The 18619-nt window shown below is 70.9% G+C and carries 18 protein-coding genes and 1 tRNA gene; 14 read left to right on the top strand and 5 right to left on the bottom strand.

Annotated features, from left to right (window positions below):
- Nucleotides 1-411: 411 nt before the first annotated feature.
- From ACZ4EG_RS30150 to ACZ4EG_RS30140, 3 genes are all read right to left on the bottom strand, one after another.
- A complete protein-coding gene (locus tag ACZ4EG_RS30150) occupies nucleotides 412-1071 on the bottom strand; it encodes a response regulator transcription factor (RefSeq protein WP_363294333.1) in 660 nt (219 codons plus the stop codon).
- 232 nt (nucleotides 1072-1303) lie between these two features.
- Nucleotides 1304-2653 carry a sensor histidine kinase gene (locus ACZ4EG_RS30145; protein WP_467792789.1) on the bottom strand — a complete coding sequence of 450 codons (1350 nt, stop codon included), beginning with the start codon at nucleotides 2651-2653 and terminating at the stop codon, nucleotides 1304-1306.
- A gap of 111 nt (nucleotides 2654-2764) precedes the next feature.
- A complete protein-coding gene (locus ACZ4EG_RS30140) occupies nucleotides 2765-3967 on the bottom strand; it encodes a sensor histidine kinase (protein WP_467792788.1) in 1203 nt (400 codons plus the stop codon).
- A gap of 200 nt (nucleotides 3968-4167) precedes the next feature.
- On the opposite strand from ACZ4EG_RS30140, the gene ACZ4EG_RS30135 reads away from it, so the two are divergent.
- The 12 genes from ACZ4EG_RS30135 to ACZ4EG_RS30080 all read left to right on the top strand — a co-directional run bounded on the left by ACZ4EG_RS30135 (nucleotide 4168) and on the right by ACZ4EG_RS30080 (nucleotide 15827).
- Nucleotides 4168-4572 (top strand): NADH-quinone oxidoreductase subunit A, encoded by a 405-nt coding sequence (locus tag ACZ4EG_RS30135; protein ID WP_467792787.1) that lies wholly within the window; start codon nucleotides 4168-4170, stop codon nucleotides 4570-4572.
- Nucleotides 4563-5192, top strand: a complete 630-nt coding sequence (locus tag ACZ4EG_RS30130; RefSeq protein WP_453560601.1) for an NADH-quinone oxidoreductase subunit B — start codon at nucleotides 4563-4565, stop codon at nucleotides 5190-5192. Before ACZ4EG_RS30135 ends, ACZ4EG_RS30130 begins: the two co-directional genes overlap by 10 nt.
- Nucleotides 5189-6736, top strand: coding sequence for an NADH-quinone oxidoreductase subunit C (locus tag ACZ4EG_RS30125; RefSeq protein ID WP_467792786.1), 1548 nt, complete (start codon nucleotides 5189-5191; stop codon nucleotides 6734-6736). Before ACZ4EG_RS30130 ends, ACZ4EG_RS30125 begins: the two co-directional genes overlap by 4 nt.
- Entirely contained in the window at nucleotides 6733-7701 is a 969-nt protein-coding gene (locus ACZ4EG_RS30120; RefSeq protein ID WP_467792785.1) for a complex I subunit 1/NuoH family protein, read from the top strand. The genes ACZ4EG_RS30125 and ACZ4EG_RS30120 overlap by 4 nt, the downstream gene beginning before the upstream one ends.
- Nucleotides 7701-8252: a NuoI/complex I 23 kDa subunit family protein gene (locus tag ACZ4EG_RS30115; protein ID WP_453560610.1), complete on the top strand. Its 552-nt coding sequence runs from the start codon at nucleotides 7701-7703 to the stop codon at nucleotides 8250-8252. The genes ACZ4EG_RS30120 and ACZ4EG_RS30115 overlap by 1 nt, the downstream gene beginning before the upstream one ends.
- Nucleotides 8249-8860 carry an NADH-quinone oxidoreductase subunit J family protein gene (locus ACZ4EG_RS30110; protein WP_453560612.1) on the top strand — a complete coding sequence of 204 codons (612 nt, stop codon included), beginning with the start codon at nucleotides 8249-8251 and terminating at the stop codon, nucleotides 8858-8860. Before ACZ4EG_RS30115 ends, ACZ4EG_RS30110 begins: the two co-directional genes overlap by 4 nt.
- Nucleotides 8860-9240, top strand: coding sequence for an NADH-quinone oxidoreductase subunit NuoK (gene nuoK / locus ACZ4EG_RS30105; protein WP_390710269.1), 381 nt, complete (start codon nucleotides 8860-8862; stop codon nucleotides 9238-9240). Before ACZ4EG_RS30110 ends, nuoK begins: the two co-directional genes overlap by 1 nt.
- Nucleotides 9237-11231 carry an NADH-quinone oxidoreductase subunit 5 family protein gene (locus ACZ4EG_RS30100; RefSeq protein ID WP_467792784.1) on the top strand — a complete coding sequence of 665 codons (1995 nt, stop codon included), beginning with the start codon at nucleotides 9237-9239 and terminating at the stop codon, nucleotides 11229-11231. The genes nuoK and ACZ4EG_RS30100 overlap by 4 nt, the downstream gene beginning before the upstream one ends.
- Nucleotides 11232-11237: 6 nt before the next feature.
- Nucleotides 11238-12812, top strand: a complete 1575-nt coding sequence (locus tag ACZ4EG_RS30095) for an NADH-quinone oxidoreductase subunit M (RefSeq protein WP_363293588.1) — start codon at nucleotides 11238-11240, stop codon at nucleotides 12810-12812.
- Complete coding sequence (locus ACZ4EG_RS30090) at nucleotides 12809-14332, top strand: NADH-quinone oxidoreductase subunit N (RefSeq protein ID WP_467792783.1); 1524 nt, start codon at nucleotides 12809-12811, stop codon at nucleotides 14330-14332. The genes ACZ4EG_RS30095 and ACZ4EG_RS30090 overlap by 4 nt, the downstream gene beginning before the upstream one ends.
- A gap of 242 nt (nucleotides 14333-14574) precedes the next feature.
- Nucleotides 14575-15438, top strand: coding sequence for a zinc metalloprotease HtpX (gene htpX / locus ACZ4EG_RS30085; protein WP_453560622.1), 864 nt, complete (start codon nucleotides 14575-14577; stop codon nucleotides 15436-15438).
- The gene (locus tag ACZ4EG_RS30080; RefSeq protein WP_467792782.1) at nucleotides 15435-15827 is read left to right on the top strand and encodes a YccF domain-containing protein; all 393 of its coding nucleotides are present in this window, start codon (nucleotides 15435-15437) and stop codon (nucleotides 15825-15827) included. The genes htpX and ACZ4EG_RS30080 overlap by 4 nt, the downstream gene beginning before the upstream one ends.
- Nucleotides 15828-15919: 92 nt before the next feature.
- Here the strand turns inward: ACZ4EG_RS30080 and ACZ4EG_RS30075 are convergent, their stop codons facing one another.
- Nucleotides 15920-17170: an APC family permease gene (locus ACZ4EG_RS30075; protein WP_467792781.1), complete on the bottom strand. Its 1251-nt coding sequence runs from the start codon at nucleotides 17168-17170 to the stop codon at nucleotides 15920-15922.
- A 191-nt stretch (nucleotides 17171-17361) separates the two neighbouring features.
- Here ACZ4EG_RS30075 and ACZ4EG_RS30070 point away from each other — a divergent pair, with 191 nt between their 5' ends.
- Complete coding sequence (locus ACZ4EG_RS30070) at nucleotides 17362-17628, top strand: GlsB/YeaQ/YmgE family stress response membrane protein (protein ID WP_363293592.1); 267 nt, start codon at nucleotides 17362-17364, stop codon at nucleotides 17626-17628.
- Between the two features lie 82 nt (nucleotides 17629-17710).
- Here the strand turns inward: ACZ4EG_RS30070 and ACZ4EG_RS30065 are convergent, their stop codons facing one another.
- Complete coding sequence (locus ACZ4EG_RS30065; protein WP_263211521.1) at nucleotides 17711-18199, bottom strand: YajQ family cyclic di-GMP-binding protein; 489 nt, start codon at nucleotides 18197-18199, stop codon at nucleotides 17711-17713.
- Nucleotides 18200-18446: 247 nt separating this feature from the next.
- Here ACZ4EG_RS30065 and ACZ4EG_RS30060 point away from each other — a divergent pair.
- Nucleotides 18447-18528, top strand: a tRNA-Tyr gene (locus tag ACZ4EG_RS30060).
- Nucleotides 18529-18619 lie beyond the last annotated feature (91 nt).

The raw sequence follows: 18619 nt of genomic DNA, 5'->3' as shown, positions 1-18619 counted from the left end.
GTCTCGGACGTGAACCGGTCACCGGTGAGCTGCATACCGTCACCCGAGTCCCCCGCGAACCGGATGATCACCCGATCGAGGCGATGGATCTCCTTCACGCCACGCGGTTTCCGCTGCTCTCCTACGACGGCTCCGTCGGCCTGTTCCGCTGTCCTGCTGACCTGGCTGGTCACTGAACTGGACCTCCTTCGAGGCGGCTGTCCGGGCTTGGTCGTCCCATGGACCTTCCCAGGATCAACCCTACGTCGGTTAGGGTCGCCTTCCCTCGGCCGTTCGCATGATGGACGGCACATTGAGACGACTCGTCGCCCTGACTTGTCATGATTTCTCGCCCCCCGGGGCTTTCTATGGAGACGCTCCCGTGCGTTGGTCGGTTCTCGTGCGGGTGTGCGCTGACACAGTGTCAGGTCCTCATGAGTTCAGATAGGTGAGAACGGCCAGAACACGCCGGTGGTCCCCGTCGCTGGGCGACAGCCCCAGCTTCAGGAAGATGTTGCTGACGTGCTTCTCCACGGCTCCGTCGCTGACCACCAGCTGCTTGGCGATCGCCGAGTTCGTCCGTCCCTCGGCCATCAGCCCCAGCACCTCCCGCTCCCGCGGGGTGAGCCCGGCGAGCACGTCCTGCTTGCGGCTGCGCCCGAGCAGCTGCGCGACGACCTCGGGGTCCAGGGCCGTACCGCCCTGCGCGACCCGGACGACCGCGTCCACGAACTCCCGCACCTCTGCGACCCGGTCCTTGAGCAGATAGCCGACGCCACGGCTGGAACCGGCCAGCAGTTCGGTGGCGTAGCGCTCCTCTACGTACTGTGACAGCACCAGCACACCGAGTCCGGGATGCGCCTTGCGCAGCCGCACCGCGGCCCGTACCCCCTCGTCGGTGTGCGTCGGCGGCATCCGTACGTCCGCGACGACGACATCCGGCAGCGCGCCCTGCGCGTGCAGGTCGGCGATGGTCTTGATCAGTGCCTCGGCGTCCCCGACACCGGCGACGACATCGTGCCCCCGGTCGGTCAGCAACCGGGTCAGGCCCTCCCTGAGCAGCACTGAGTCCTCGGCGATGACCACCCGCACCCTGTCCTCCACGATCTTCCGGCCCCCACAACCCGTCTTCGTTCCGCGCTCCCCTGACGAAAGTCCAGCATTCCAGCATTCGGACCTCATCGCGCCCGGGCTGCGGGATTGGGCGCGGGGCATGTCGGGTTCCGCTCCCCGGACGGCTTGTTGTGGGGCGGTCGGGGCGTGCCACGGCAGCCGGGGAGGGGCACGGTGGGGCCCGGCGGTGGGGCCCGCCGGGCCGAAGGCGTCAGCGGCGCCAGGGCAGCTCCGCCGTGATCCGGGTGGGTCCGCCGGCCGGGGAGTCCACGACCAGGATTCCGTCCACGGCGTCCAGCCGCTCGGCCAGCCCCGCCAGCCCCGAGCCCGCGGAGACGTCGGCTCCTCCCACCCCGTCGTCCGCGACCTGCAGCATCAGCCGGTCCTCGGACCGCCACACATCGACCGTGGCCCGGCGGGCCCGGGAGTGCTTGCTGATGTTCTGCAGCAGCTCGGAGACGGTGAAGTAGGCGATCCCCTCGATGGCCGGCGCCGGCCGTTCCTCAAGGTCCACGTCGACCTGCACCGGCACCGTGCACCGGGAGGCGACCGCGGACAGCGCCGCGTCCAGCCCCCGGTCCGTCAGTACCGCCGGATGGATCCCGCGGGCCAGGTCGCGCAGCTCCTGGAGCGCCGTCTTCACCTCGCCGTGCGCCTCCTCGACCATCCGCGCCGCCGCCTTCGGGTCCTCCGTCAGCTTCTCCTTCGCCAGCCCCAGATCCATGGCCAGCGCCACCAGCCGCGCCTGTGCCCCGTCGTGCAGGTCCCGCTCGATGCGCCGCAGATCGGCGGCCGCCGTGTCGACCACGACACCGCGGTCGGACTCCAGCTCCACCACCCGCGTCGCCAGCTGCGACGGTCCGAGCAGCCCCTGCACCATCAGCCGGTCAACCAGCGTCAGCGCCCGCACGATCCACGGCGTGGCCAGCGTGAAGAGCAGGCCCACCAGCGCGGTGACGGTGATCTCGAAGGGGTTGTCGAGATAGATGCTGTGGGTCCCGTCGCCGTACAGCTGAAGGCCGCCCTGTCCGCCGTACATCGGGAACAGCCAGAACCACAGCGGGTACGTCAGCAGCGCCCAGCCGTACGCCCAGAAGTTCACCGCGACGACGAACGAGAACACCGCCCACGGGAAGTGCAGCAGCGCGTACAGCAGGTGCCGCCACGACGTGCCACTCTTCAGGACCGCGCCCATCCAGGCCAGCGCGCCGGGCTTGCGCATCCGCAGCGGCTCGGGGTCGGCCACCTGGAGGCGGAGCAGCCCGCGGGCCCGCGCCCGCTCAAGCGCCCCGAAGCCGCGGCAGCCGGCCAGCGCCGCCGCCAGTACCGGGATCCCGAGGAACGTCACCAGCAGGCCCGCCCCGAGCGACACCATCGTCACGGCGAACACGAAGAACACGGTGCTGATCGGGAAGCTGAGCAGGACGTAGCCGAACTCCCGCCAGCTGCGTGCCTCGAACGGACCCCGCAGAGCGGCGGGCAGGTGCCGCTCCCTCTCGTCCGCGTCCTGGAATCCGGGCCCGCTGTGGTGCCCGTACCCCTGTCCGTACTCCGTGGCCATCGGCGTCGTCCGTTCTCCTCGTCCGGCGGCTGTGTTGCCGTACCCTCACCCTGCTGCGCCGCAGGTCCGCGGACCATGGAGGCCGTCGGCGTCTTGTCCGGGGGGTTTTCCCTACTCCCCGTGGGGGGCCTGGCTCCGGTCCCGCCAGGGCAGCTCGGCGGTGACCGTGGTCGGGCCGCCGGGCGGCGAATCGACGACGAAGAGGCCGTCGACGGCGCCCAGCCGGTCCGCGAGACCGCGCATCCCGCTGCCGCCGTCCAGGCGCGCGCCCCCGCGGCCGTCGTCCCACACCTGGATCAGCAGCCGGTCCTCCGCCCGCCACACGTCGACCGAGGCGGACCGCGCCCCGCTGTGCTTGCTGATGTTCTGCAGCAGCTCGGAGACGGTGAAGTAGGCGATGCCCTCGATCGCGGCGGCCGGTCTCGACTCCAGGTCGGCGGTCACCTTCACGGGCACGGTGCAGCGGGAGGCGACCGAGGAGAGGGCCGCGTCCAGACCACGGTCGGTCAGTACGGCGGGGTGGATGCCGCGGGCCAGGTCGCGCAGCTCCTGGAGCGCCAGCTTCACCTCGCCGTGCGCCTCCGCGACCATCGCCGCGGCCGAATCGTGGTCCTCCAGGAGCTTCTCCTTGGCCAGGCCCAGCCCCATGGCCAGGTTGACCAGGCGGGCCTGCGCCCCGTCGTGCAGATCGCGCTCGATGCGCCGCAGATCGGCGGCCGCGGTGTCGACCACGACCCCGCGATCGGACTCCAGTTCGGCGATACGGCGTTCCAGCTCGTCGGAGGGCGAGAGCAGCCCGCGCACCATCACCCGGTCCACGTTCGACAGCCCCCGCACGATGTACGGCAGCACCGGCCAGAGCACGAACAGGCCGGTCAGCACCGTGACGAAGGTGACGATGCCCCACGGCAGCCGGATGAGGTCGTACAGCAGCGTCCGCCAGCCCACCGGGTCCTTCAGCGCCAGCCACAGCCGCGGCAGCAGCCCGCCGCCCTTGCCGAGCGGCAGCGGACTCGGCTCCTCCACCCGCACCCCGAGCAGCCCGCGGGCCCGCGCCCGCTCCAGCTTCCCCAGCTGCCGTGCGCCCAGCAGCGCGCCCGCGAGCAGCGGGAAGCCGACCACGGTGACCGTCAGCATGCCGCTCACGAACAGCGCGGTGACCGCGTAGGTGAACCCGAGCAACGTCATCGGCAGGTTCGCCAGGAGATGCGCGATCTCCTTCCAGGTGTGCGGGTCATAGGCGAAGCCGACCGGTGGCAGCTGTTCGTCGCCGTCGGCCCGCGCGACGCCGGCGGAGGGGGTGGGAGCGGTCATACCGGTTAGCGTGCCGTGCGTCGCGCGATGGCGCCATGAAGTTCGCCGCAGGGGTCTCCTGGGGAAAACCCCACCCTGGCGTCTCACGCCGTGACAGGCTGCTTACGGTCTCTTTATCAGGGCCTAGACTCCCGTGCGTACAGATCGTTCGAATCAAGGGTTAACCGAAGTCACCAGGTCAGGGAGCGAGGGGACGGACGTTGCGGGAGACGTTGGGGGGCTCGACCACCGTCGCGGCGGGGTACTTCCAGTCCTATTCGGTCGTGGGACTGCTTGCTCTTGTGGGCGTGCTCTTCGTCGGAGTCGCCTTCGGCGCGGGACGCCTGCTGCGGCCGGTGGTCCCCACACCAGAGAAACTTCTGACATACGAGTGCGGCGTGGATCCTGTAGGTGAGGGCTGGGCACACACCCAGGTCCGCTACTACGTCTACGCCTACCTGTACGTGATCTTCGCGGTCGACTCGATCTTCCTGTTCCCCTGGGCGACGGTCTTCGCCGCCCCCGGCTACGGCGCGACCACGCTCGTGGAGATGTTCATCTTCCTCGGCTTCCTCGCCGTGGGTCTGCTGTACGCATACAAGAAGGGAGTCCTGGCATGGACGTGACGAACACGACGCCGGATGCGACTCCTCCGCTCTCCGAGCCGGTGCTGCTTCCTGAACCGAAGCGGCTGGGCGCGCTCGCCCGCCTGGCTCCCGAGCCCATGAAAGTGGTCCTGAACTGGGGCCGCCGCTACTCGCTCTGGGTCTTCAACTTCGGCCTCGCCTGCTGCGCGATCGAATTCATCGCGGCGTCGATGGCCCGCCACGACTTCATCCGCCTCGGCGTGATCCCCTTCGCGCCGGGCCCGCGCCAGGCCGACCTGATGGTTGTCTCCGGCACGGTCACGGACAAGATGGCCCCCGCGGTGAAGCGCCTCTACGAGCAGATGCCCGAACCGAAGTACGTGATCTCCTTCGGCGCCTGCTCCAACTGCGGCGGCCCCTACTGGGACTCCTACTCCGTCACCAAGGGCGTCGACCAGATCATCCCGGTGGACGTCTACGTCCCCGGCTGCCCCCCGCGCCCCGAGGCGCTGCTCCAGGGGATCCTCAAGCTGCAGGAGAAGATCGCCAGGGAGTCCCTGGAGGAGCGGTACGGCGCCACTGGTGCCCCGCGCCCTTCGGCGGCCGCGCTGCAGAGCCCCCTGGTGAAGGCGCCCGTTGCCGAGGGGGACGCGAGATGACCACCGTCGGCTGGCTGCCCGCCCCCGTCGAAGACCTCTTCGGCGCGGAGGCCACGGCCGAGGAGTCGTACGAGGTCCTGACGGTGGACGTCCCGCCGTCGTCCTGGCTCACCGCCCTGGAGACGGCCCGTACGACCCTGTCCTGCACCTACTTCGACTGGCTGAGCGCGGTCGACGAACCGGGCACGGGCTTCCGCGTCTCGGCGCACGTCGTCGCCCTGTTCCCGGTCCGCCGTCTGCTGCTGCGCACGACGGTCCCGCACGAGACCCCGGTCCTGGCATCCGCCGTCGGCGTCTACGCGGGCGCGCGCTGGCACGAACGCGAGACGCACGAGATGTTCGGCGTCGACTTCGAGGGCCACCCCGGCCTGGGCCACCTCCTCCTCCCGGAGACCTTCGAGGGCCACCCTCTCCGCAAGGACTTCGTCCTCGCGTCACGCGTCGCCAAGGCCTGGCCCGGCGCGAAGGAACCGGGCGAGTCCGACCACGGCGGCCCCAAGCGCCGCCAGATGCTGCCGCCGGGCGTCCCCGACCCCAACGAGTGGGGCCCCCTGAAGGGCCAGCTTCCCCCTGCCCCGGCCCGCCCGGCCCGCGCCACCGCGGGCGAGCGCCCCGCCCGCGCGGCGGGGGATCGGCCGGTACGACGTGCCCGCACGGCGGCACAGGGCTCGGCCAGCCAGACCCCGACACCGGAGACGCCGGCCGCCGAGACCGCCACCCCGACCGGTCCCGCACGCAGGGCCCGCAGCGCGAGCGAGGGTTCCGCGTCCCAGAGGGTCCAGGAGCCGACTTCGTCACAGCAGCAGCCTTCGCCGACCGCGCCGACCGAGCCGACTGCGCCGACCGAGCCGACCGAGCCGACTGCGCCGACCGAGCCGACCGAGCAGCCGGAGCCGACGGGAGCGGCGGAGTCCGCGGCTGCCGCGGGGCCGCGCCGGGCGCGGAGCGCGTCGGGTGGCTCGGCCTCGCAGCGTGCGGCGTCGGCAGAACCACGCGCGGCGTCGGCAGAACCATCGGCACCGGGTGCCCCCACCCGGTCGTCCGCACGCCCCACCGCCGCCCGCGGCTCGGACGCGCCCTGGCACCACGCCCGCCCGGCTTTCGACGAGGCGATGCCGGAGCCGGAGCCCAAGGCGGAGACGGAGCCCAAGGCGGAGCCGGAGCGTGAGCCGGAGGCAACGTCCACGCCCACGAGCACGAGCACGTCACCGGAGCCCACTGAGGCCCCGTCGACGAAGCCCGAACCCAGCGGCCCGCGCGAGGAACCGAGGCGCGAGTCGGCCACACCTGAGGAGCTGGCACCCGAGGCGCCCGCGTCCGGGCAGTCGGCCTCCGAGGCGTCAGCGTCCGGGCAGTCGGCCTCCGAGGCGTCAGCGGCTGAGCCGCCCGCACCCGAAGGCCGGCCCGCCGAGGCTCCCGCGCAAGAAGAGTCGGCCTCTCCGGTCCCCGAACCGGAAGAGCCGCCCCCCGGGGAGCAGGCCCCCGCGGCCGGCCCCGCCCTTGAAGAACAGAACCGTGACGACCGCACCGGAGGCCCGCAGTGAACGACGCGCTCGACGTCACCCTGCGACTTCTGGCCGTCTTCGTCGTCTTCCTCACCTTTCCGCTGATCGTCGGCCAGACCGAGCACAAGGTGATGGCCCACATGCAGGGCCGCCTCGGCCCGATGTACGCCGGTGGCTTCCACGGCTGGGCCCAGCTCATCGCCGACGGCGTGAAGTTCGCGCAGAAGGAGGACGTCGTCCCGGCCGGCGCGGACCGCCGTATCTTCCAACTCGCCCCGGCCGTGGCGCTCCTGCCGTACCTGCTCGTCCTGCTCGCCATCCCGATCGGCCCCGGCGAGGGCGCGGTCGGCCAGGTCCTCGACGCGGGCATCTTCTTCGTGCTCGCGGTGATGGGCGTCGGCGTCCTCGGCTCGCTGATGGCCGGCTGGGCCAGCGCCAACAAGTTCTCCCTCCTCGGCGGCCTGCGCACCGCCGCCCAGCTCCTCGCCTACGAACTCCCGATGCTCCTCGCCGCCGCCTCGGTGGCGATGGCGGCCGGCACGGTCTCCCTCCCCGGCATCGTCAGCGCCTTCCACTGGTGGTGGCTGCCCTGGCAGATCACCGGCGCGATCGTGTTCTTCGTGGCCGGCCTCGCGGAGCTGCAGCGGCCGCCGTTCGACATGCCCGTCGCCGACTCGGAGATCATCTTCGGCGCTTACACCGAGTACACCGGTCTCCGCTTCGCCCTGTTCCTCCTTGCCGAGTACGCGGGCATCATCGTCCTGTGCGGCCTGACCACCGTCCTCTTCCTGGGCGGCTGGCACGGCCCCTGGGGCGCCGAAGGCCTCGGCTGGCTCTGGACCCTGCTGAAAACCGCGATCCTCGCCTTCGTCGTCATCTGGCTCCGCGTCACCTACCCCCGCCTGCGCGAGGACCAGCTTCAGAAGCTCTCCTGGACCCTCCTCGTCCCCCTCTCCCTCGCCCAGATCGCCCTCACCGGCATCGTCAAGGTGGTGATCTCCTGATGTCCCCCTTCCCAGGCTCCGGCCTCGCCAAGGGCCTGGCCGTCACCCTGCGCACGATGACCAAGAAGACGGTCACCGAGCAGTACCCGGACGTCCAGCCCGAACTGCCGCCCCGCACCCGCGGCGTCATCGGCCTGTTCGAGGAGAACTGCACGGTCTGCATGCTGTGCGCCCGCGAGTGCCCCGACTGGTGCATCTACATCGACTCCCACAAGGAGACGGTCCCGGCGGCGGCCCCCGGCGGCCGCGAGCGCAGCCGCAACGTCCTCGACCGCTTCGCCATCGACTTCTCCCTGTGCATGTACTGCGGTATCTGCATCGAGGTCTGTCCTTTCGACGCCCTGTTCTGGTCCCCCGAGTTCGAGTACGCCGAGACCGACATCCGCGAACTCACCCATGAGCGCGACAAACTCCGCGAGTGGATGTGGACCGTCCCGGCCCCGCCCGCCCTCGACTCCGCCGCGGAGGAACCGAAGGAACTCTCCGCCGCCCGCAAGAGCGCGGAGAAGCTCGCGGCCGCGCAGGCCGAGCCTCAGGAGGGGGACGCGTGAGCCTCGCCGCCGCACCCCACGGCTTCCTCTCCCCGAACGGTGTCGAGATCGCCTTCCTCCTCGTCGGCCTGGTCACCCTCGGCGCCGCCCTGGTCACCGTCACCACCCGGCAACTGGTGCACGCCGCCCTGTGGCTCGTCGTCGCCCTCGGCGGCCTGGCCGTCGAGTACCTCCTGCTCACCGCCGAGTTCATCGCCTGGGTGCAGGTCCTCATCTACGTCGGTTCCATCGTCGTCCTCCTCCTGTTCGGCCTGATGCTCACCAAGGCCCCCATCGGCCGCTCCCCGGACGCCGACTCCGGCAACCGCTGGGCCGCCCTCACCGTGGCCGGCGCCGCCGCGGCCGCCCTGGTCTGGGTGGTCGTCGACGCCTTCCGCACGACCTGGATAGACCTGGCCGGCGCCGCCGCCGGCTCGACCAAGGTCACCGGCCAGAGCCTCTTCCAGAACTGGGTCCTGCCCTTCGAAGCGCTCTCCGTCCTCCTCCTCGCCGCGCTGGTCGGCGCGATCGTCTTGTCCCGCAAGGCGAAGGCGGACGCGGCCACCCCGGCCGGCGGACAGGTCCCCGGCAGCCGCAGCGGCCAGGCAGACAAGGAAGGTGTCCGCTGATGCACCTCGCCTATCCCGCCGTGCTCTCCGCCCTCCTCTTCTGCACCGGCCTGTACGGCGTCCTCGCCCGCCGCAACGCGATCCTGGTCCTGATGTCCGTCGAGCTGATGCTCAACGCCGTCAACCTCAACCTGGTCGCCTTCGACGTGTGGCTCAGCAAGGCCGCCCAGGAGACCCTGCACTCCGGCCAGGCCCTGACCCTGTTCACCATCGCCATCGCCGCCGCCGAGATCGGCATCGGCCTGGCGATCGTCCTCGCCGTCTACCGCAACCGCGGCACCTCCGACATCGACCGCCTCCGCGACACCGCCGAGGGCCCCGAGGCCGACGGCCCCGACAGCGACGCCCTCGCGGCCGAGAAGGCAGAGGCCACCGCGTGACCACGACCACCCTCGCCGTCCTCGTCCCCCTCCTGCCGTTCCTGGGTGCCGTCGCCGGCCTGCTGCTGGGCCGCACGGCCCCCGGATTCGTCCGCCCACTCGCCGTCCTGCCGACCTTCGCCGCACTGGTGCTGACAGTGCTGGTCGCCGTGCGCCAGGGCGGCGGTACGGCCGTCACCGCCCACACCGAACTCACGCCGACCGGCTCCATCCCGATCGAACTGGCCCTGTACATCGACGGCTTCGCCGCCCTCGTGGCCATCCTCGTCGGCGTCGTCGCCACCTGTGTGCAGATCTACTCGACCGGCTACCTGCGGGACGACCCGCGCTACCCCTCCTACGCCGCCCTCGTCTCCCTGTTCACCTCCGCGATGTTCCTGGTCGTCTACTCCGGCGACCTGATCGTGCTGCTGGTCGGCTGGGAAGTCATGGGCATCTGCTCCTACTTCCTGGTCGGCCACTACTGGGAGACCCCGGAGGCCCGCGCCGCCTCCATCAAGGCCTTCCTGGTCACCAAGCTCGGTGACGTCCCCTTCCTGATCGGCCTGTTCGCGCTGGCCACCGACGCCGGTTCGTTCCAGATCACCAAGGTGCTCGGGACCGTCGCGAGCGGCGGACTCGACCACCCGACCCTGATCGCCCTGCTGCTCCTGTCGGGCGTCGCGGGCAAGTCGGCGCAGTTCCCGCTGCACACCTGGCTCCCCGACGCGATGGCCGGTCCGACCCCCGTCTCCGCGCTGATCCACGCCGCGACGATGGTCGCCGCCGGTGTCTACTTCGTCGCCCGTCTCCTCCCGGTCTTCCAGGCCTCCGCGGCCGCGATGGTCGTACTCGCCGTCATGGCCGCCGTCACCATGGCCGGCTCGGGCCTGGCCGCACTCGCCCAGGACGACATCAAACGGGTCCTGGCCTACTCGACCATCGGCCAACTCGGCTACATGACCGGCGCCCTGGCCGTCGGCGACCGCGGTGCCGCCGTCTTCCACCTCCTGTCCCACGGCGCCTTCAAGGCGCTGCTGTTCCTCGCGGCCGGCGTGATCATCCACGCCGCCGGCACCAACTCGCTGGCCGCCATGCACCGCATGGGCCATCTGCGCGACCGCGTCCCCGACGCCTTCTGGACGATGACCGTGGCGCTCCTCGCGCTCGCCGCCATCCCGCCGTTCAGCGGCTTCTTCTCCAAGGAGTCCGTCCTCGGCGCCGCCGAGCACGTCGCCACCGGCCACACCGAGCACGCTCCCGGGAGCGCCGGCTGGATCGTCCTCGTCGCCGGTCTGATCACGGCCCTGCTCACCGCCGCCTACGCGACCCGCCTGTGGCTGCTCGCCTTCCGCGGACGCGGGGCCGAGGCCCCGGACCACGGAAAGCAGCCCCTGACGATGACCCTCGTGCTGTGGGTCCTCGCCGTCCCGTCGATCGCCATGGGCGGGCTCGCCTACCGCGTGCTGCCCGACTGGTTCGACGGCCGCGAACTGAACCCGACCCCGGTCACCACGATCCTCGGCACGGGCCTCGCCCTGGTCGGCGTCCTCGTCACCTACGGCGCCTGGCAGCACACCACCGCACTCGCTGCCCGAGTCCCCTTGGGCGCCGTCGCCGCCCATCCCGAGGGCGACGCCGGGCTCGTCGAGGCGGAGGCCATCGCCACCCACAAGCCCGCCTACGGCGACGTGGCCTACGCGCCCGACCCGGCGGATCCCGGACGGCTGCTGCTCGGCCCGCTGTACCGGCACGCGGCCGTCGGCTTCCACCTGGACGCCGTGTACGCGGCGCTGTTCGTCCGCCCGGTCCAGGCCGGAGCGAGCCTCGTCCAGTTCCTCGACCGCGAGGTCGTCGAGACCTACGTACGCGGAGCGGCCGAACTACCCCGCCTGCTCGGTGCCGCCGTACGGCGCGCCCAGACCGGCAATGTGCAGACCTATGTGAGCGCGCTGCTCGCCGGCACCGTCGTCCTGACGGTCGCCGTCCTCCTCGTCGCCACGGGAGCGTGAGCAGCCGTGATCGATATCAACGAGTCCGTGATGCAGTTCCTTCTGGCATTCGTCGTCGTCGGCCCGCTTCTCGGCGCCGTCGCCGCTCTCCTGCCCGCCCCGCCCGGACTGAAGGGGAAGTCGCCCGAGCAGGCGGTGCTCCGGCACGGAGTGACCGTCACCGGCGCGATCCTCGTCGCCGCGATCGCCCTCGCGCTCGGCTTCGACCACGACCAGCCGTCGAAGATGCAGGCCACGACCGACATCAGCTGGATCCCCGCACTCGACGTGCGGATCCACCTCGGCATCGACGGCATTTCCCTCCCCCTTCTGGTCCTGACCGCGCTGCTGACCTTCCTGTGCGCGCTGTACTCCTACTTCAAGATGCCCGCGGGGCCGACCCCGAAGGCCTTCGTCGCCCTGCTGCTCGTCCTCGAGTCCGGCACGCTCGCGACCTTCGCCGTCCTCGATCTGCTGCTGTTCTTCCTCGCGTTCGAGATGGTGCTCATCCCGATGTACTTCCTCATCGCCCGCTGGGGCGGCGAGGGCCGCACCCGGGCCGCCTGGAAGTTCATCCTCTTCACACTGCTCGGCTCCGTCGTCATGCTGCTCGGCCTGCTCCTGATCGGAATCAAGGCGGGCACATTCGACATGGTGGCACTCGCCACTGACAACGGCCGGTCGCTGACCACATCCGTGCAGGTCATCGCCGTTTTGACGATCGGGATCGGGCTCGCGGTCAAGACCCCGATGTGGCCGCTGCACAGCTGGCTGCCGGACGCGCACACCGCCGCGCCGACCGTCGGCTCGGTCCTGCTGGCCGGCGTGCTGCTGAAGATGGGCACGTACGGGTTCGTCCGCATCCTGCTGCCGGTCGCGCCGGACGGTTTCCGCACCTTCGCGCCCTACCTCGCCGCCTTCGCCGTCGTCGGGATCATCTACGGGTCCCTGGCCTGCCTGGCCCTCGCCAAACAGGGCGCGAAGGGCGATCTCAAGCGGCTCATCGCCTACTCCTCCGTCGGCCACATGGGCTTCGTCCTGCTCGGCATCGCGACCATGACCCCGACCGGCGTGAACGGGGCGCTGTTCGCCAACATCGCGCACGGCCTCATCACCGGCCTCCTCTTCTTCGTGGTCGGCGCGCTGAAGGACCGCACGGGCACGACCGACCTCGACGCCCTGGCCGAGGAGACGGGCGCCGCGCTGTACGGCAAGGCCCCGCGCCTGGGCGGTCTGCTGGCCTTCGCCGCGGTCGCCTCGCTCGGCCTGCCGGGCCTGGCCGGATTCTGGGGCGAGATGCTGGCCATGTTCGGCGCGTTCAACCCCGCGGCCGACCTCAGCCGGCCCGCGTTCCTCACGTTCATGTCCATCGCCGTGTTCGGCACGCTGCTGACCGCCGCGTACATGCTGATCGTGGTCCGCCGCGTCTGCATGGGCGCCGTACCGCAGGACATGCCGAAGCTCGCCGACGTACACACGTACGAGTTCGCGGCCTGGACCCCGCTCGTCGCCCTCACCGTCGTCGCCGGACTGTGGCCGAAGGTCCTCCTCGGCCTGACCGATCCGGCCGTGCAGCAGCTCCTCGCAGGAGGCACCCGATGAGCGCCCTGGCCCAGCCGCTGGCAGCGTCGGCGGTCCAGTCCGTCGACTGGCTCGCGATCGCCCCGCCCACCGCCGCGGCGGTCGTCGGACTCGCCGTCCTCGTCGCCGACTTGTTCGTACCCGACGCCAGGAAGGCCGTCCTCGGCTGGGTCTCCGTCGCGGGACTCGCCGTCTCGGCGCTCCTGCTGCTGCCCCTCCTGGACGGCGACCGCAGCACGTTCTGCCTCACCGGCGACACGAGCGCGTGCAGCTACACGGCCGACCGGTTCACCCTCGTCATCCAGTTCCTCGTCCTCGGCGGCGCCCTCCTCGCCGCCCTGCTGTCGGTCACCGCGCTGAAGGACGCCCGCAGGAACATCCCCGAAGGGGAGTTCTGGTTCCTACTGCTGTCCTCGGCGGCCGGCGCCGCCCTGCTGCCCGCCTCCCGCGACCTCGCCACGCTCATCGTGGCCCTGGAAGTCGCCTCCCTGCCCGCGTTCGCCCTCGTCGGCATCCGGCACGGCGACCGCAAGTCCTCCGAAGCGGCCCTGAAGTTCTTCCTGTCCTCGGTCACCGCCACCGCGGTCAGCCTGATGGGCATCAGCTTCGTGTACGCCTCCACGGGCACCCTCTACCTGACCCGGATCGCCGACCGCATCCAGCACGTCGACGGGCAGCTCCACACGCTCGCCCAGACCGGGGTCGTCCTCACCCTCGTCGGCTTCGCCTTCAAGACGGCCGCCGTCCCCTTCCACTTCTGGGTGCCCGACACCTATGTGGGGGCCCCGCTCCCCGTCGCCGCATACCTGTCGGTCGTCGGCAAGGCGGTCGGCTTCTCCGGCCTGATCCTCGTCACCGTCGTCGCCCTCCCGTCGTACGGCGACGTGTGGGGACCGGCACTCGCCCTGCTCGCCGCCCTCACCATGACCGTCGGCAACGTCGGCGCCCTGCGCCAGCAGGCCACGCGCGCGTACAGCGCCGTACGGCTGCTCGCCTGGTCCTCAGTCGGCCAGGCCGGCTACCTCCTGGTGCCGATCGCCGCCGCCGCGTACGTCAAGGACGGCCAGAAGGCGATCGGCTCCACCGTCGCCTACGCCCTCATGTACGGCGCGGTGAACCTCGGCGCCTTCGCGGTGGCCGCCCTGGTGGGCCGTACGAAGCACCTCAACCGCATCTCGGACTACCGGGGCCTCTACGCGTCGAACCCCCTCGCCGCGCTGACCCTGGCCTTCTTCCTGCTGTGCCTCGCCGGACTGCCGCCCGGCATCATCGGCCTGTTCGCCAAGGTCACCGTCTTCTCGGCGGCCGTCGACGCGGGCCTGGGCTGGCTGGCCGTCGTCATGGCCGTCAACGTGGTGATCGCGCTCTTCTACTACCTCCAGTGGACGGCCCTGCTGTTCCGCGCCCCCGAGGGCGAGCCCGCGAGGCACCGCGTCCCCGCCCCGCTCACGGCCGCGATCACCGTCACCGCAGTCCTCGGCGTCGTCCTGTCCGGAGCCCCCCAACTGGTGCTGCGCTTCGCGGCCACCGGCCTGTTCTGAGCCCTCCTCACGCGCGCGTGGGCAGGCCCCGCGCCCCACGCGCGCGTGCCGGCGACGGCTGCCGTCACCCGGGCGGCCCATGCACGGCAACGCACGCACAAGGGAACTAGTGGCCGCCGCCTGGCGTTGACCAGTGCGGGAGGGTCCACTGGACGTGACACCACGGCACCAGTGGCTTCGGACACCAGCAAGCAGCTCAGCAGACAAAGGGTTCCCCTGCTGCACCACTTGGAGGGCGTACCGTGCACCGCCGGCACAACGGGCTCAGGACGGCAGTACTCCTCGGGGGGCTGTCCGCACTCATCATCGTCATCGGCAGCTTCTTCGGCCGCACTGGCCTGATCGTCGCCGTCCTGGTCGCGCTCGGCACCAACGCGTACGCGTACTGGAACAGCGACAAGCTGGCACTGCGTGCGATGCGCGCCCGCCCGGTGAGCGAGTTCGAGGCCCCGGCCCTGTACCGCATCGTCCGCGACCTCTCCAACCAGGCCCGGCAGCCCATGCCCCGCCTGTACATCTCCCCGACGGAGGCGCCGAACGCCTTCGCGACGGGCCGCAACCCGCGCAACGCCGCCGTGTGCTGCACCGAGGGCATCCTGCGCATCCTGGACGAACGCGAGCTGCGCGGCGTCATCGGCCACGAGCTCAGCCATGTCTACAACCGCGACATCCTCATCTCGTCCGTCGCGGGCGCCCTCGCCTCGGTGATCATGTTCCTGGTCAACTTCGCCTGGCTCATCCCGATCGGCCGCTCGGACGACGACGACGGCCCCGGCCTGCTCGGCCTGCTGCTGATCATGATCCTGGGCCCGCTCGCGGCCTCCCTCATCCAGCTGGCCATCAGCCGCTCCAGGGAGTACGAGGCGGACGCCTCGGGCGCCCAGCTCACCGGTGACCCGCTCGCCCTCGCCGGCGCCCTGCGCAAGCTGGACGCCGGCACCAAGCAGCTCCCGCTGCCCCCCGAGCCCCGGATCGAGACCGCGAGCCACATGATGATCGCGAACCCCTTCCGTCCGGGCCAGGGACTGACCAAGATGTTCTCGACGCACCCGCCGATGGCGGACCGGATCGCTCGGCTAGAGAAGATGGCAGGTCGCAACCAGTGAAGACCATCCTGAACGTCATTTGGCTCGTCCTGAGCGGGTTCTGGCTGTTCCTGGGGTATCTGCTCGCGGGCGTACTTCTGTGCATCACGATCATCGGCATCCCGTTCGGCATCGCGGCCTTCCGCATCGGCGTCTACGCCCTGTGGCCCTTCGGATACACGACGGTCGAGCGCCGTGACGCCGGAGCCGGCTCCTGCATCGGCAACGTCCTGTGGCTGGTCCTCGCCGGCTGGTGGCTGGCCATCGCCCACATCGTCACCGGCGTGCTGCTGTGCATCACGATCATCGGGATCCCGTTCGGCATCGCCAACTTCAAGCTGATCCCCGTATCGCTGCTCCCGCTGGGCCGCGAGATCGTGCCGACGGACCAGCCGTTCGCGACGCGCTGACCGCGCGGGGACCGGGGTCCTGAGGGGCGGGTCGGGAAGCCGTCTTCGCGCCCTTCCTCCGGGAGGCCGCCTTCGCGCCCCTCCTGCCCTTCCTATCGGGCTCGGGCCGCCACCCACCGCCGTACGCCGAAGGCCCCCGCCCCCACCGCCAGTACGGCCGCCCCGGCCACCACCGAGGCGACCGGCAGCGCGAACGCCAGGGTCACGCACCCCAGCAGGCCCAGAGCCGGCAGCGCGCGCGACAGGGGAGCCGGGCTCAGCGTCCAGGCAGCGGCGTTGGCCACCGCGTAGTAGGCCAGCACGCCGAACGACGAGAAGCCGATGGCGCCCCGGACGTCCACGGTCCCGGCCAGCACCGCGACGACCGCGCCCACGGCCAACTCGGCCCGGTACGGCACCTGGAAGCGCGGATGCACCGCGGCCAGGGCGGCGGGCAGATGACGGTCGCGGGCCATCGCCAGCGTCGTCCGGGACACGCCCAGGATCAGCGCGAGCAGCGATCCCAGCGCCGCCACCGCGGCCCCCACCCGCACCACGGGCACCAGCCCCGAGACCCCGGCCGCCCGCACCGCGTCGGCCAGCGGCGCGCTCGCGTGCCCGAGACCGTCGGCGCCCAGCACGGAGAGGACGGCGACGGCCACGCCCGCGTACACCGCGAACGTGATGCCCAGCGCCAGCGGGATCGCGCGGGGAATGGTGCGTGCCGGATCCCGTACCTCCTCGCCGAGGGTGGCGATCCGTGCGTACCCGGCGAACGCGAAGAACAGCAGCCCCGCCGCCTGAAGCACCCCGCCCACGCCCGTCGAGACCCCGACGTCCAGCCGCCCGGCGTCGGACCGCCCGGAGGCGAGGCACACCACCACGACGGCGGCGAGGACCGCCAGCACCACCGCCACGATCACCCGGGTGAGCCAGGCGGACTTCTGGATACCGCCGTAGTTCACCGCGGTCAGCGCCACCACCGCCGCGACGGCCACCGCATGCGCCTGCCCCGGCCAGACGTATGTGCCCACGGTGAGCGCCATGGCGGCGCAGGAGGCCGTCTTCCCGACGACGAAGGCCCAGCCCGCGAGGTACCCCCAGAAGTCCCCGAGCCGCTCCCGCCCGTACACGTACGTCCCGCCCGACGCCGGATACCGGGCGGCCAGCCGCGCCGAGGACATGGCGTTGCAATAGGCCACGACGGCCGCGAGGGCCAGCCCCACGAGCAGCCCCGATCCGGCCGCGCGGGCCGCGGGCCCGAGGGCGGAGAAGACGCCCGCCCCGATCATCGAGCCGAGCCCGACGACCACAGCGTCCCGCACCCCCAGGGTGCGTCGCAGAGAGGATTCGGGGCTTGTCATGCGCCGCACCCTACTGATCGCTGCAACCGCCCGGTGTACCGGTGGCGTCCTCGCCATCGACAAGGCACGAACACGCGCGCGACGGACACCCCGGACCACCGCACGGCGCGGACTGCGCGGCACAGCCGGCCCGGACGCAGATCACAGGGCCGGGACAGTGCGGACACAGCGCGAGAGGGCAGGTTCACGGTATGAGCATCATCGGTTGGATCATCCTGGGACTGTTGGCCGGAGCCATCGCGAAATTCCTGCTGCCGGGCCGTGATCCCGGCGGCTTCATCGGCACGACACTCATCGGCGTCGCGGGCGCGTTCATCGGGGGCTGGATTTCGGCCCGCTGGCTGGACCACCCGATCACCAAGAACTTCTACGACGGTGCCACCTGGGCCGCCGCCATCGGCGGCTCACTGGTCCTGCTGATCCTCTACCGCATCCTGTTCGGCAACTCGCGCGACTGAGCGCACCTCTGGGACCGCAGCCGGCAGCGAGAAGGGTGGGCACCGCCTGGTGCCCACCCTTCCTCGTGCTCGCCGCCGGGGACTACCGGTAGTTCACGAACTGCAGTGCGAAGTCGAAGTCCTGGCCCTTCAGGAGCGCGATCACGGCCTGCAGGTCGTCGCGGCTCTTGGAGCTGACCCGCAGTTCCTCGCCCTGGACCTGGGCCTTCACACCCTTGGGGCCCTCGTCGCGGATGATCTTCGCCACCTTCTTCGCGTTCTCCTGGGAGATGCCCTCCTGGATCGACGCGAAGATCTTGTACTCCTTGCCGGAGAGCTGGGGCTCGCCCGCGTCCAGCGCCTTCAGTGAGATGCCCCGCTTGATCAGCTTGGACTGAAAGACGTCGAGGATCGCCTTGACCCGCTCCTCGGAGTTCGCCTGCATCAGGATCTTCTCGCCGGACCAGGCGATCGAGGCGCCCACACCCTTGAAGTCGTAGCGCTGAGAGACCTCCTTGGCGGCCTGGTTGAGGGCGTTGTCGACCTCCTGCCGCTCGACCTTCGAGACGATGTCGAAACTGGAGTCGGCCATGTCCTGTGGCTCCTTGTATCCGGGTGCGTATCGGGTGCGTATCGGGTGCGTATCGGGTGCGTGTCGGCGTGCGTGGGGGTGGCCGCCGACCCCGGCACAGGGCCGGTCCGCATCCGCACCAGCCTAGCCATCCCGCGCCCCGAGAGTGCCGATCAATCGAGTGGCGAAGCACCCCTGTGCATCGGGTATTGTTTACGTCGTTGCCAGGGAGCACCGCCGAAAAGCGGTGCGACGGGCAGCGAACCCCGGCGGTGTGCCCGAGCGGCCAAAGGGAGCAGACTGTAAATCTGCCGGCTCAGCCTTCCCAGGTTCGAATCCTGGCGCCGCCACACTGGGGATGACCCCCTCCACTCTGCGGAAACGCGGAGTGGAGGGGGTCTCTTCGTGTTCGAGGACGGTCTTTCGGGGACGGTCTTTCGA

This window comes from Streptomyces sp. NPDC025638, assembly GCF_055558775.1.
This window is presented reverse-complemented; position numbering and strand designations above follow the sequence as displayed.